Origin of the sequence: Kribbella sp. NPDC026611 (genome assembly GCF_040638345.1) — a bacterium.
Lineage (GTDB): Bacteria > Actinomycetota > Actinomycetes > Propionibacteriales > Kribbellaceae > Kribbella.
Genome location: NZ_JBEZYC010000001.1, coordinates 832,439 through 845,535, shown reverse-complemented (window position 1 = coordinate 845,535; position 13,097 = coordinate 832,439). Strand labels below are relative to the sequence as shown.

Genomic DNA, 13,097 nt, shown 5'->3' with positions numbered 1-13,097 from the left:
GGTCAGTTGAGCTTGATCGGCTTGCCCTTGACCTCGACCGGCCCGCTGCCGTCGACGCTGATCCGGGTGCCCTGCAGGGTGAGCTGCTCGGCCTTCAGCGTCAGCTCGCGGCCGCCGTCGATGGTCATCACGCCGCCACTGCCGGCGACCAGGTCGATCGCGCCACCGGGCCCGCACTCGATCACGATCCGGCCCTTCTCCCCGGGCCGGGTCGCGGTCCCGGGCAGGCAGCGCAGGGCAACCGTCCCGGCCACCTGGTCGATCCGCAGCGACAGGTTGCCGTCGCCGCTGCCGAGCAGGATCTCGGCCTGCTCAACCCGGCCAGGTGCGGGTGCGTCGTCGTGGAACGCGAGCCGGCCGCCGGACGGGGACACCAGCCCGCGCCACTGCACTGCCGCGCTGTTGCCGTTGGCCCGTACCGCGGGCCCGCCGAGCGTGTAGGCGCTGCGGTTGGTCACGATGCCGCCGAGTACGTACGGAGACTGCGGGTCGCCGTACTCGAAGCCAACCAGCACCTCGTCGCCCACTTCGGGCAGCAGAACCGCACCGCTGTGCTCGCCCGCCCCGGCCTGCACCACCGACGCCCAGTCCGACTCGTAGTTGGGCGACAGCCACGGCAGCACGACCTTCACCCGGCTCTTCCCCAGCGGATCGAGGTTGTTGCTGACGATCCCGCAGACGACGCCGGGGATCCGGTCGTCCGGACGGCCGCGGGTCAGGCCGAGCAACGACCGGTCCTGCCGTCCGGTCGCCTCGAACGTGGTCAGGTATCGGCCGTCGGTGATCTCGTGCCGGGCGCGGGTGACCAGCCACTGACCGGCGAACGGGTCCGCCACCCCGGAGACCTCGGCGATCCGGCCGGCCGACAACCACGGATCTCCGACAGACTCCCCCACGGCCTCCGCGAACGTGTCGGCCATCCGCTCCGCCAGTCCGGACACCAGGCTCCGTGCCGCGGGCCGCAGTGCGGTGGCACCGCCTGCTGCCCACTCGATCATTGCCTCGACGGAAGGGGCCGGTCCCATCCCGGCGCCGGCCGGCGGAGGATGCGCAGCACCGGCCGCCGACCCGTTGCTTTTGGCAACTTCCTGAGCCAGGCCGAGGCCGACGACAGTATCGCTCGCCGCGAGCCTCGTGCGTTCGCTCACCACGGACGCGGCGAGCGGGTCCCAGCGCCGGACCTCGGCCTCGGCCGGCAAGTTCCCGGTGCTGACCCGCGGGGCGAACGTCAGCAGGTTGTCCCGCAACCGCAACGGACACGGGCCCTGCACTTCCCGGCGCCCGAAGAAGAACTCGCCGTACTCGACACCGGCCTCGAACCCCAGCGCCCGGGCTCGCGCCGAGAGGAACTCCCAATCGGTCTGGTTGACCTGCCCGACGTGCTCGTGTACCACCGGCGTCGTGGTGACCGTACCGACGGCGAGCTGTGCCTCCCTCGCGAGCCGCAGCGCGATGTCGCTGTCCGACATGTTCACGAAGGTCCGGGTACGCCGGGCCCGTTGCAGCCGGTGCTCTTCGGTGTAGCCACGGACCAGCAGTAGATCGGCCTCGCCGTACTCCGCCTCGAGCGCCGTGACCTCACCGGTCAGCAGCAACCGTGGATCGCCGGGCCGCTCGGGCGACGCGGCGGCGATCCCGACCGCGGTCCCGATGCCGAGCGACGTCGTCACCGCGGCGGTCGCCGTACCGGCCACGAAGACGAGCTCGAACATCCCCGGCAAACCCAGGCTCTGGTCGACCACCACCCGGACGATCGAGTCCGCGGCCGCGGCCGCCAACGGTTGCCGGGCGGGGCCGACGTACACGATCGGTACGGTCTCGACCTCGGCCCAGGCGCCGGCGGTCATCCGGCCTTCCCCCGGTGGTCGCCGATCCGGACCCCGCCGGGGCGGCGGACGGGCGTGTACTCCTGCAGGGTGAGGTCGGCCATCGCCCGGCTCGGCCGGCCGTCGGTGGTGAACCTGACCAGGTCGAGGTCGAACTGCCTCAGGATCATCGTCTCCGGCATGCCGCCGCGCGAGGAACCCCAGACGATCCGCAGCTCCTTCGGCGTTCCCGGCGACTCCGCGGGCGGCGACATCGTCTTGCCGCACGCGTTGCACGTCGGCTTCTCCTGAGGTTTGCGGGCCAGGGTCGGTCGCGCCGCCGTCCACTTGCCCGGGTCGGGGACGAACTCCAGCCAGTCCCGCAGCAGCCCGCCGGCTCGTTCGACCGCCGTGCAGCCCTCGATCGGTAGCTGGCTGAGCTTGATCGACAGGGCGTTCGCGTCGATCACCTCCGCGCCGGTCGAGAAACGCTTCTTGCCATTGGCCGCCTCACGCGACTTGGAGATGCGGATCTTCGCCGGGTTGTACTCGAAGGTCAGCTCCCGCTGCTGCGCATCGACCAGCCGCAACTCGTGCCCGGGCGGTGGTGTCGTCGGCTTCAGGAAACCGCTGTGCTGGATCGTCAGCCGCTCGATCGCGAACCCCTCGCTGCCCCGGGTGGAGAACGGTGGCACGGCCCACGCGACCGGCACCGGATCGGCGAGCTCCCAGGTATGGATCTTGGTCGCCTGCCGGCCGATGCCGCTGAACAGCGTGATCACGATCGGCGACCGGGACGCACTGACGGATGCCCGGCCCGACGTCCACTCCCGGGACAGCTGCTCGAGCCAGCGGCGTACCTTGGCGCTGCCGTCCGCGGTCATCGCCCGTTCCAGCGTGACCGGCTTGTAGCCGATCCGGCCCGGGAGGTAGTGCGGCGTGGTGTAGTTGCCGCCTTCCGCGAACGGGCCTTCGGGCGTCAGGTCCACCTCGAGGCCGCCACAACCGGACCAGGCGCCGAGCCAGGCCGGCTCGCCGAAGTCGAGCCGGGGAACACTCACGCTGAACCACATGGTCATTCCGAGCTGCGGCGGGCCGGACGGGCGGTGGACGTCCGGTCGGGTCGCCGCACCGATCAGCTGGCCGGGGTTCGTCAGCTCCTGCAGGCCGGGCACTCTCATCGGACCGTGCCTTCCGCGTTCAGGAAGCCGGTGTGCGCCAGCTCCAGGGTCTCGATCGCGGGCCTTGAACCGGTCGAGTCGAACTCGGTCAGCCGCCAGGAGATCGGGAAGAACTCCCGCAGCTCCCAGGTCACGACCGGCAGGCCGAGGAAGTCGACCAGGTGGATCGCGCCGCTCAACGGTTTCCAGTCCTGGGTCAGCGTGGCCAGCCAGCGCTGCACCACGGCGGAGTCCGCGCCGGCGGCGCGGGACAGCGCGATGTCCGCGTAGATAACGTTGCCCGGAGCAATTGTCTCGCCGGCGTGCGCACCGGCGCGGTACGTGTGCTTCTGCCACTTCACTCCGAGGCCGGCCGCCTTCGTCCAGGCGCCCAGCTGGTACTCCGTCTTGTCGAGCTCGACGACGTACCGGTGCGACATCCCCACTTGTCCGGTGAGCTGCTCGAGCCCCTTCCCCGGCATCCGCATCCGCGCGGCAGACGGTAACGACGGCATCCCACTCCTCCTCAGCGCAAGTCCGCGAGCACCCCACGGCGCTCCCGGTCCACCAGCAACTCCCCCCGCAACCGCCGCCGCACGCCTGGATAGACCCACTCCACCAGCCGCGCCACCACCCCGGAGTCCTCCAGCCACCCCAGCCACTCGTCCACCCCGAACCGACCACCCGCCGCTGGCTCGTCCGCGTCCTCCGCGTCCCAGGCGGCGTCCCTGGCCCGCCCGATGGCCGCAACCCGCTCCCCGAGCTCCCGCACCACCACCCCCAACCGCCGGACCTCCAGATAGGCGGCCGCCCCGGTCTCATCAAGCGATCCGGCCGCCACCTCACCGTCGAGCCCGCGGTCCATCCCGCCAACATCCCAAGCCAGGTCGCCATCCCCACCGTCCAGCCATCCGTTCCCCCCACCCGCACCACCCAGGCCGATCACGCCCGCACCACCCAAGCCCGTCCCACCCACTTCACCCATGCCCGTCCCGCGCACCTCACTCGCGCTTGTCCAGCCCACTTCACCCGCGCTTGTCCAGCCCGTGGCGCCGACGTCCGGCCGCGCCGGCCAGGGCTCAGCTCCCCGCATCTCCGGCCGGTGCACCAAACCCTCCAACCACGAAGCCGCGCCCCCAGCTGACAGCCCGCCAACGGCGGAGCCGGCTATCCCGATCGCGCCCGGGGCCGCACCACTCGCACCACGCACCGTCCGTGCCATCAGACCCGGCACGGCAAGGCGCGTACTCCGCGGAGACCTCACGACCGGCACCACCTCACCCGCACCACTCCCCGGCCGTGCACCATCCAGCACGTCGCCCGACGGGACGCCTCCGAGCGCGACCTCTCCGAACGCCGACCATCCGATCGCTCCGCCCGTCTGGGCGCCCCACTCGGACACCGGCCCGGCAGCCGGGTCCTCCATCGGCTCACGCGCACGAGCGGCCGGCCCAGCACCGCCTGCCGCACTGGCGGGAGCTACCTGTCCGAGACGTGGGTTCGCAATGGCTGCGTCGGCCAGGCCGACCTCGGCTGCGTCGTCGGGGACCGCCGCGGCCCCGCCGCCTTCGAGTGGGTCATCGGGGACCGCCCCGACCCAGCCACCTTCGAGTGCGTCGTCGGGTAGCGTCTCGTCGGGTGTCCCGTCGTCCCGTCTCCCCTCGCGCGGTGAGCCGGGGGATGCTGCGGTTCCCGCGTCGGGCGGTGACGGGCCTTCGTCGGCCACGTTTGCAGGTGGATCGTCGTCAGGTGCCGGTGCGTCGGGTGTCGAGGTGACAGGCGTGTCCGGAGATTCCGCGAGTGCGGGCTGCGCGAAGCTGGCGGCGCGGAGGCCGTGGCGGCGGGACTCGGCGAGGGTGTGGCGTTGGGTCGGTACGACGGGGCGACCGGGCGGTGGTTCAGGTGCCTGCGCCGGCGGCGGTACTGCTACAGACGAAAACCCACCGAAGGCCGCCAGACCCACCGCGTCTCTAGCCTCGTACTCCGCGATCATCCGCTCGAACGGGCCAATACTCCGGAACGGCTGCTCCGGCTCCTGCGCCACCAGTTCCCCAGTGACCGTCGTCAACGGCAACGAACCCGCCCGTTCCCGTTCAACCACCGGAGCACTCCACCGCTCGACCCCCGGCTCTCCCGGCACCGTCTCCCGCACCGGCGCACCCCCACCCGCCCGCACCACACTCGCGCCCACCCCCTCAACGCCGGGCCCCCTGACGCCAAACCCCTCCGCGGCAGACGTCCTCGTGCCAACCCCCTCAGCCCCAGACACCCCCGTGCCAAATCCCTCAGCGCCGGGCCCCCTCACGCCAAGCCCCTCCCCGGCACCCTGGGCCCCAGACACCCTCGCGGGGACCTCCCTTGCCCCAGACGCGCTCGTGCCGGCCTGTTCCGGGCTGGGCGCGACCGCCCGCACCGGACCCGCAACAGTCCTCTCGACCTGTGCCGGTGAGACTGTCTCTACCTGTGCAGCCCTGGCCACTGCCACGTCGTCCGCCGTCGGCTCGGGTACGGCCGTCTCACCCTGCGCCGCCATCGTCGCGTCCACCTGCACCGGCGTTTCCAGTCCTGCCCCCAGCTCCACCCGAGGCTGCCCCTGCATGTCAAGCCCGGCCATGATCGACTCCACCCCCAACCCAGCCACCGACTCCAGCCCTGCGTCCTGCTGCATCGGAAGCTCCGCCCGGAGCGGCTGCGTCTCCGCCTCCGGTCGTGGCTGGCGGGTAATGGCCGGGCTGCGGCGCAGTGCGCGGAGCAACGTGAGGCGGCGGGGCGCTTCGGCGGGCGCACGCCGTACCGCGCCCACCACGACCCCGCGCAACGGCTCCACCACAACCGCCGGCGGCGCCGACCGATCCAACAGGTCTCGCGTGCCGGATACGTCTGGACCGGACATGAGCGGTGCAAGAACCGGCGCCCGCGGATCGACGACCGGAGCGAGCGTGGGAATCCCCGCCCACTCCCGCCCGCTCGCCGGCGCCGCCCCTCGAGCCGTGCGCAAGGCAACCCGGCGACCCGCCCGCCGGCGGAAGAAACGCGGCATGATTCACCTCCCGGATTCGCCCAGCTGTTGGTGGATTCGTGCGATTCCCGAGATCACCCGGGCCCGGTCCGGATGTTCGAGGTCGAGGATCTCGGCGTGCGACCAGTGCAGGTAGTAGGCGACGTACACGACCTCGTCCCAGAGCCGTTCGGCCGGGTACGTCGTCAGGCTTCCCCCGGACCACCACCCAACTCGACCGCAAACCCGTGCCCGCAGGCTGGGCAGGTCACGTCGACCTCGGTGTGACCGAGCTGGTTCACCCGCCGGTACAGGTCCTGCAGGAAGGCGAGATCCGAAGCGAACAGGCACTCGACGACCAGCGTGTCCACCTCAGGCAGCGTCCCGAGCCGCACCAAGGTCCGCTCCAGGAGCAGTACGGTGAGGTACGCCGGGTTCTGCCGGACCCGCGGATCGGTCTGGGTACCGATCTCGTCCCGAGCCGTGGCCAGCCGCATCACCCCGTCCCGGTGTACGGTGCCGTGCTCGTCCACGAATCCCCGCGGTAGCACGAACGGGTACTCCGTCCGCAATCCGTTGCCCGTAGCAACGCCTGCCGCGGTCACTGCTTCTCGCCGCTGGAGATGGCGTCACAGGTGAGCTTGATCTCGATCATCGCGACCTCCGACGACCCGGCCTTCATCTGCGTGATGCTCAGCTCGGAGATCCACGCGTTGTCGATGAAGTACACGACCTTGGTCTGTCCGCTCGGATCGGTGATCGTCAGCCGGCCGTCGGCGCGCGCCCCGCTCAGCCCGCGCCGCGCCGCGTCGTGCCAGGCGAGCAGCTTGTTGTTCCCGGTCCGGTCGAGAGCCCGCCGCAACACGACCGTCGGCGGGTCGGTCTTGCCGAACTGTTTGCTGTGCACGGTCGCGCCGACATGGTCGTTGTAGATGTACTCCGAGCTCGCGACCTTCGAATTGATCCCGCCGAGCTCCGAGAACGCCATCCGCCCGATCGCGGTCGGGAAGTCGGCCAGGAACCGTACCGCGCTGATCACCTGCTCGATGGGGGCTGTGGTCATCTCGTCCGTCCTGTTCGTGTCTGGTGGTGGTCGCGGGTCAGACCTGCAGGATCGCGTCGCACACGATCGTGACCCGCATCATGAGTACGGCGGACGCGCCGGCCTGGACCGCGTCGAGCTCGAGCTTCGCGCACCACGCGTTCTCGAGCAGGCAGGCGAGGGCCGGCGTACCGGCCTTGTCGCAGATGTCGAACGAGGCCGGCAGCTTCGCCAGCGGATTGTTGCTGCGGGCAAGCAAATGCCAGCCGTAGAGCTGGGCGAAACCGTTCCGGTCGGCGCCGCGCTCCAGCACGATCGTGGGCGCCTTGGTGCGGCCGAACTGCTTGGTGTGCACGTTGCCGATCCGGCTGTTGTACGAGAACTCCTGGAACTCCACCTCGGAGGTGAACCCGGCCAGCTTGGAGAAACCGATCCCGGCGGTCCAGCCCTCGCACATCACGAAGAACCGGGGCGAGCTGACCACCGGCGGATCGAGCACCTGCTGGACCGCCGCGGCGCCGGTCATTCCTGCAGCTCCGTCCCCTGCGCGAACTGGGAGAGCCGGAACACCACGAACTCGGCCGGTTTCACCGGCGCGACCCCGATGTCGACGGTGAGGACGCCGGCGTCGCGGTTCTCCGGCGGGTTGTTCTCGGCGTCGCACTTGACGTAGAACGCCTCCTCGGGCGTCCGGCCGAACAACGCCCCGGTGCGCCAGACCCGGCGCAGGAACATGCTGACCGTGCGCTCGACCGATGCCCACAGGAACTCGTCGTTCGGTTCGAACACCACCCATTGGGTGCCGCCGAGGATGGATTTCTCCAGGTAGTTGAACAGCCGGCGGACGTTCAGGTACCGCCACTCGCCGTCGCTCGACAGCGTCCGCGCACCCCACACCCGAATACCCTGGCCCGGGAAGAACCGCAGGCAGTTGACACCGATCGGGTTGAGCTGGTCGTGGTCGCGCCGGGTCAGCGCGGACTCCAGGTCGAGCACGCCGCGAACCACCTCGTTCGCGGGGGCCTTGTGCACGCCCCGGGTGTCGTCGGTCCGCGCCCAGATCCCGGCCAGGTGCCCACTCGGCGGCATCGCCATCGGCCGGCCAGTGCTCGGGTTCGCGACCCGTACCCACGGCCAGTAGAGCGCGGCGTACTTCGAGTCGTAGCCGGCCACGTTGTTCCGCCAGTCCTTCACCTGCTGCGGCCGCAGGCCGGGCGGCGGGTCGAGGATCGCGACGCGGTCGGACATCAGCTCGCAGTGCGCGATCATCGCCAGCTGCACCGCCTTCACCCCGTCCAGGTCGATCGCACCGGACTGGTAGGCACTCATCAGGTCCGGGACGCACAGCATGGTGACGTCGTCGACCGCCTCCAGCCCGGAGAACCCGGTCTGCTCGTCGGCATCACCCACGTAGTCGTCCACGGTCGCCGTACGGCGTGCCGGCTCGGCTGGGGCGACTGGGTGCATCCCGACCTCGGGTACGGCGAGCGCGCCGCCCTTGACCTCCTCAGCCACCACCCACTTCGACTTGCGGAGGGCAGTCACCACGTTGGCCGGTCCGCGCCGAGTGGTGACGTTGTCGTACACCTCTTCGTCCGGCCCGAACCGCACAACCAGCTTGAAGATGTCCTCGCCAGGTTCGGACGCCTCTTGGACCTCCACCGTCAGCGGACGGTCAGCCGGGGAGTCCGGTGCGACCTGCAGCGCGAGCGGTCTGCCCTGACCACGGCTCGGCAGCTCGGTCCGTCCGTTCGAGCCGGCCGGGCCCTCGTGCTCTCCCGGGCCGCCGCCGACGCGGACGACGTACGCGCTGCCGCCGCCGTTCAGGAAGTAGCCGTACACCGCATGGGCGAGCAGGGCGCCCTCGACGAACTGGCCGAAGGTCTGGGTGAACTGCGTCCAGTTGGTCACCAGCACCGGCTCGTTGACCGGTCCCTTCTCGGTGAACCCGACGAACGCCGCGATCGCCGTACCGACACCCTCGATCGGCTTCGAACCGGAGGAGACTTCCTCGACATACACCCCTGGGGACAGGTACGACGGCATCCGGACCTCCTGGCTGGCTGGGACTTCCCGGCAACTGTGCGCGTCGGCACCACCCGCAGGGCAGAAGACGCGGTGCACGAACGGATGCCTCTTTGGGCCATCACGGACGCCCGGACCGCCACCCGGAAGGTTCCTGCCGGCCGCCTGTCCTGGCCGAACAGTGGTCAGCATGCTGGACGAGGCAGAGAGAGCAGTCGGCACACTGCTGCGCGAGCAGCTGCCGTCCGGTACGGCGATCCGCACCGAGCCACCGAGCGACACCTGGTACGGCGAGCACCAGGAGGGCGAGAGCATCGGCCTGTTCCTGCACCTGGTTCGCGAGAGCCAGTCAGCCGGTGCAGTGCAGGGCTGGTCGGAGGACAGGGACGAGTCGGGCCGGGTGGTTCGCCGTACGGCCGCCGAACGTCACTACGAGCTCTGCTACCTGGTGACCGCCTGGGCAACCGACTACGAGCGCGAGCTGAGCCTGCTGGGCTGCGTACTGCGCGCTGTGGCCCATCACCCGTTCCTTCCGGTGTCGATGCTGACCGGGACACTGGTGGAGGCCACCGGGCCTATCGCGCTCGCCATCGGGCGTGGCGACGCACCATCCGCGGCACCGGAGCTCTGGTCGGCCCTGGGGTTGCGGCCGCGGACCTTCCTCGACCTGGTCGTCACCGCGCCCGTCGCTCCGGTGGCGGTGACCGAGCTGTCCGGTCCACCGGTCACCCTCGACCTCGGGGTCGACTCCACGACAGGTGCCGGCACCTCCGCCCGGCGGCGGGCCGTCATCACGGAAGGACCGGTCGATGGCGCAGCCCGCGGCCAAGCTGGGTGACCAGGTGGTCGGTACCGACGTCCACGTCGTCATGGTCCCGTCCGCCGGCGGACCTGTGCCGACGCCGCGGTCGATGCCGTTCACCGGCCGGATCATGTCCGGCTGTAGCACCGACGTACTGATCGAGGGCAAGCCGGCTGCGATCCACGGCAGCGTCGCGATCAACCAGCCACCCCATGTACCGACCGGCGGCACGTTCGCGCACCCGCCCGACAATCGCGGCACGCTGATCGCCGTCGACCCGATGGTCCTGGTCAACGGCAAACCCCTGGCGCGCTCCGGCGACACGGCTCTGACCTGCAACGACCCGTCGCCCGCCCCCACCGCCGCGGTGCTCGCGACCGGCCAGGTGCTGCTCGGTTGAGGTCCTGACAAACGCCACGTAACTCCAGCGCTGATGTGTCAGTTAAACAATTGACCTGTCGTTCGGGGACGACAGCGAGACCACTGCCATCGCGCCCGCGTGGAGTTGACTCGCCGATGACCCCTGGCGTCCCCGGAACAGACCCCGAGTTCGTCGGCCGGACGGACGAGCTGTTCCGGCTCACCGAACTGGCCGCCGCCGTCCGCGCCGGCCGCCACCGCACCGCCCTGATCCAGGGACCGCCCGGTATCGGCAAGTCCGGTCTGATCCGCCGGTTCGTCGACGACCTGGACGACTTCGCCGTACTCACCGCGGCCGGCGATCCGGTCGAGGCGCAGCTCGACCTCGGCGTCGTGGACCAGCTGCTGACCCAGGTCCCGATGGAGGTCCGATCGCACACCGCGTCCCTCGGCGGCCGCACACTGGGCGGCGCGAACCCGCTTGCTGTCGGCAGTCAGCTGCTCGACCTGTTCGACGAGTTGCAGAGCCGGACTCCCGTCGCCCTGGTCATCGACGATGTCCAGTGGGCCGATCCGTCGTCGCTGCAGGCCCTGCGGTTCGTCCTGCGTCGCATGTGGGCCCAGCGTCTCCTCGTCGTACTGTCGTCCCGCACCGACGACCGGTCCGCGGCCGAGCCGCAGCTGGAGCGGTTGATCCACGGCATCCCGGCCGATCTGCGGCTGGAGCTCGGCGGTCTGGACCTCGTCGACGTGACCGACCTGGCCCTCGCCATCGCCGGCCGGCAGCTGCCGGCCGGTGCCGCCAGGCGCTTCCACTCCTACACCGGCGGGCATCCGCTACTGCTGCGAACGATGCTGCACGAGATCTCGTCCCAGCGGTTCAGCAGCATCGACTGGCGGCTGGCCGTGCCACCGTCGGTGGCCGCGGCGACCCGGCAGGCGTTCGACAAGCTTCCCGAACGCAGCCGGTGCTTGCTCGAGGCTCTCGCCGTCCTGGGCGGCCGGCCGTCGCTGGCCCAGGCGGCCGAGGTGGCAGGTCTGCGGGCGATTCATCAGGCCGTCGGTCCGGCCATCGACGCCGGACTCGTCACCTGGTTCGCAGCCGATCCCGCCCGACCCGTGGCCATCACGCACGACCTGCAGCGCGAGGCCATCTACTCGGCGATGTCTCCGGAGCGGCGCAGCGAGCTGCACCAGCGGGCGGCGGCGACCGTCGAACCGTTTCTCGCCTGGCGGCACCGGGTCGCGGCCGCCGGGACGACGGACGCCGTCCTGGCGGGCGAGCTGGAGAAGGCTGCGGCAGCGGAGGCCGAGGCCGGCGACCACGGGACGGCGGCCACCTTTCTGAGCTGGGCAGCCGACCTGACGCCGTGGAGCCCGCAGAGTGAGCGGTTGCTGCTGCGGTCGATGATCCACCTGATGTTCAGCGCCAACCGTGGCCGCGCGCGCCAGCTGGTCGAACGCGCCACCCGGTGCCGGCCGTCGGCGTTGCGCTCGCTGGCACTCGGGCTGTGCGAGCTCTACCTGACCGGCGACCGCAGGGACGGCGAGCGCCACCTGCGGCACGCGTACGACGTGACCGAGCCAGGGACGTGGGTACACGGTGCGGCCGCCGGCGGGTTGGCCGGGGTCAGCGTCTGGCGGGGCGAGACCGACGAAGCCGTGCAGTACGCCGACATCGCTCTCGACACCCCGGGCGTCCTGGCTCCGCTTCGGGACTATGCGCTGTGTCTGCGGGGGACCGCGCGTGGCCGGCGCGACGGGCTGATCGCCGGTCTGGACGAGTTCCGGCACTTACCGGAGCAGCCCGCGGACGCCCGGGACGACGAGCTCGAGGCGCTGGCCTGTCGCGGGGCGATGCGGGCCATGGTCGGCCTGGTCGACGAGGCATGCCACGACCTGGCGGAGGTGGTGCGGCGGCAGGAGGCCGGCGTACCGATGCTGTCCGGGATCACGCCGTACTGCTATCTGGCGGGCGTGCAGTACCAGCTCGGCGAGTGGGATGCCGCGCTGCGGACCGGGCGCCGGGCGACTGTGCTCGCCGACGACGACCAGCCCGCGATGAACCGGGTCATCATGCAGTTCATCGCCTCGATCGTGCCCTCGGCTCGCGGAGCGTGGCAGACCGCGACCCGGCTCGTCCAGGCAGCCGGCGCTGCGGCGCAGCAGATCGGGAGCCCGCAGGACCTGAAGTACGCCGCCATCGCTGCCGCGCTGCTGTGCGAGGCGCGAGGCGACATGCCGGGGGTGCTGCGCGTGCTGAGCGCCGTACCTGGTCTCCGTGGGGGCACCAACGCGCCGGGTGGGATGCACGAGTGGTGGTCGTCCTGGTGGCAGCCCCTCCTCATCGACGCCCTCCAGTCCGCCGGCCACCTCGCCGAGGCCGCTGCCGAGCTCGCGGTCCTCCGCGACCGAGCCAAGGACGGCACCGTCCTCAGCAGCACCCTCACCCGCCTCTCCGCCCAGCAAGCCGCCGCCGAAGGCGAGCTCCACCTGGCCATCGACCTGGCCGAATCCCACCTCAGCACCGCCGGCCACCCTCTCCCCCGCCTCGCCGACGGCCGCCTGTACCACACCCACGCCCGTCATCTAATTGCTTTAGGCAACCACTCCGCCGCGGCCGGCTGGCTCGACCGCGCCGACCAGACCTTCACCGCCCTCGGCGCCCGCCCCTACCGCCAGCAACTCCACCCCACCCGGGCAGCCCTCAACGCACGACCGGCAACCCCCCAACTCACCACCCGCGAACGCGAAGTCGTCGACCTGGTCCTCCAGAACCACACCAACCGCGAAATCGCCACCCAACTCCACATCACCCAAAAAACCGTCGAATACCACCTCCGCAACATCTTCACCCGCCTAGCCATCACCTCCCGCCGAGACCTCCACCGCTTCTTCTGACCAC

At 70.8% G+C, this 13,097-nt stretch carries 12 protein-coding genes; 3 read left to right on the top strand and 9 right to left on the bottom strand.

Going from position 1 to position 13,097, the window contains the following annotated elements; translation table 11 throughout:
* Positions 1–2: 2 nt before the first annotated feature.
* The 9 genes from AB0E69_RS04255 to AB0E69_RS04215 all read right to left on the bottom strand — a co-directional run bounded on the left by AB0E69_RS04255 (position 3) and on the right by AB0E69_RS04215 (position 9,051).
* The gene (locus AB0E69_RS04255; RefSeq protein WP_360139243.1) at positions 3–1,847 is read right to left on the bottom strand and encodes a VgrG-related protein; all 1,845 of its coding nucleotides are present in this window, start codon (positions 1,845–1,847) and stop codon (positions 3–5) included.
* Positions 1,844–2,986 (bottom strand): phage tail protein, encoded by a 1,143-nt coding sequence (locus tag AB0E69_RS04250; RefSeq protein WP_360139240.1) that lies wholly within the window; start codon positions 2,984–2,986, stop codon positions 1,844–1,846. The genes AB0E69_RS04255 and AB0E69_RS04250 overlap by 4 nt, the downstream gene beginning before the upstream one ends.
* Positions 2,983–3,480, bottom strand: a complete 498-nt coding sequence (locus tag AB0E69_RS04245) for a phage tail protein (RefSeq protein WP_360139237.1) — start codon at positions 3,478–3,480, stop codon at positions 2,983–2,985. Before AB0E69_RS04245 ends, AB0E69_RS04250 begins: the two co-directional genes overlap by 4 nt.
* Before the next feature lie 11 nt (positions 3,481–3,491).
* A complete protein-coding gene (locus AB0E69_RS04240; protein ID WP_360139234.1) occupies positions 3,492–5,066 on the bottom strand; it encodes a hypothetical protein in 1,575 nt (524 codons plus the stop codon).
* Positions 5,067–6,008: 942 nt separating this feature from the next.
* Positions 6,009–6,173, bottom strand: a complete 165-nt coding sequence (locus AB0E69_RS04235; RefSeq protein WP_360140393.1) for a DUF6760 family protein — start codon at positions 6,171–6,173, stop codon at positions 6,009–6,011.
* Positions 6,170–6,568, bottom strand: a complete 399-nt coding sequence (locus tag AB0E69_RS04230; RefSeq protein ID WP_360140435.1) for a hypothetical protein — start codon at positions 6,566–6,568, stop codon at positions 6,170–6,172. The genes AB0E69_RS04235 and AB0E69_RS04230 overlap by 4 nt, the downstream gene beginning before the upstream one ends.
* Positions 6,565–7,026, bottom strand: coding sequence for a phage tail protein (locus AB0E69_RS04225; RefSeq protein ID WP_360139231.1), 462 nt, complete (start codon positions 7,024–7,026; stop codon positions 6,565–6,567). Before AB0E69_RS04225 ends, AB0E69_RS04230 begins: the two co-directional genes overlap by 4 nt.
* A gap of 37 nt (positions 7,027–7,063) precedes the next feature.
* Complete coding sequence (locus tag AB0E69_RS04220; protein ID WP_360139228.1) at positions 7,064–7,531, bottom strand: phage tail protein; 468 nt, start codon at positions 7,529–7,531, stop codon at positions 7,064–7,066.
* Positions 7,528–9,051: a phage tail sheath subtilisin-like domain-containing protein gene (locus AB0E69_RS04215; protein WP_360139225.1), complete on the bottom strand. Its 1,524-nt coding sequence runs from the start codon at positions 9,049–9,051 to the stop codon at positions 7,528–7,530. Before AB0E69_RS04215 ends, AB0E69_RS04220 begins: the two co-directional genes overlap by 4 nt.
* 169 nt (positions 9,052–9,220) lie before the next feature.
* Between AB0E69_RS04215 and AB0E69_RS04210 the strand changes: the two genes are divergently transcribed.
* The 3 genes from AB0E69_RS04210 to AB0E69_RS04200 all read left to right on the top strand — a co-directional run bounded on the left by AB0E69_RS04210 (position 9,221) and on the right by AB0E69_RS04200 (position 13,093).
* Complete coding sequence (locus AB0E69_RS04210) at positions 9,221–9,868, top strand: Pvc16 family protein (RefSeq protein ID WP_360139222.1); 648 nt, start codon at positions 9,221–9,223, stop codon at positions 9,866–9,868.
* Complete coding sequence (locus tag AB0E69_RS04205; RefSeq protein WP_360139219.1) at positions 9,840–10,232, top strand: PAAR domain-containing protein; 393 nt, start codon at positions 9,840–9,842, stop codon at positions 10,230–10,232. Before AB0E69_RS04210 ends, AB0E69_RS04205 begins: the two co-directional genes overlap by 29 nt.
* A gap of 116 nt (positions 10,233–10,348) precedes the next feature.
* Entirely contained in the window at positions 10,349–13,093 is a 2,745-nt protein-coding gene (locus AB0E69_RS04200; RefSeq protein WP_360139216.1) for an AAA family ATPase, read from the top strand.
* Positions 13,094–13,097 lie beyond the last annotated feature (4 nt).

Coding starts and splice junctions, on each gene's coding strand:
- AB0E69_RS04210 (WP_360139222.1), top strand. CDS start 9,221: ATGCTGGACGAGGCAGAGAGAGCAGTCGGCACACTGCTGCGCGAGCAG.
- AB0E69_RS04255 (WP_360139243.1), bottom strand. CDS start 1,847: ATGACCGCCGGCGCCTGGGCCGAGGTCGAGACCGTACCGATCGTGTAC.
- AB0E69_RS04205 (WP_360139219.1), top strand. CDS start 9,840: ATGGCGCAGCCCGCGGCCAAGCTGGGTGACCAGGTGGTCGGTACCGAC.
- AB0E69_RS04220 (WP_360139228.1), bottom strand. CDS start 7,531: ATGACCGGCGCCGCGGCGGTCCAGCAGGTGCTCGATCCGCCGGTGGTC.
- AB0E69_RS04200 (WP_360139216.1), top strand. CDS start 10,349: ATGACCCCTGGCGTCCCCGGAACAGACCCCGAGTTCGTCGGCCGGACG.
- AB0E69_RS04215 (WP_360139225.1), bottom strand. CDS start 9,051: ATGCCGTCGTACCTGTCCCCAGGGGTGTATGTCGAGGAAGTCTCCTCC.
- AB0E69_RS04245 (WP_360139237.1), bottom strand. CDS start 3,480: ATGCCGTCGTTACCGTCTGCCGCGCGGATGCGGATGCCGGGGAAGGGG.
- AB0E69_RS04225 (WP_360139231.1), bottom strand. CDS start 7,026: ATGACCACAGCCCCCATCGAGCAGGTGATCAGCGCGGTACGGTTCCTG.
- AB0E69_RS04250 (WP_360139240.1), bottom strand. CDS start 2,986: ATGAGAGTGCCCGGCCTGCAGGAGCTGACGAACCCCGGCCAGCTGATC.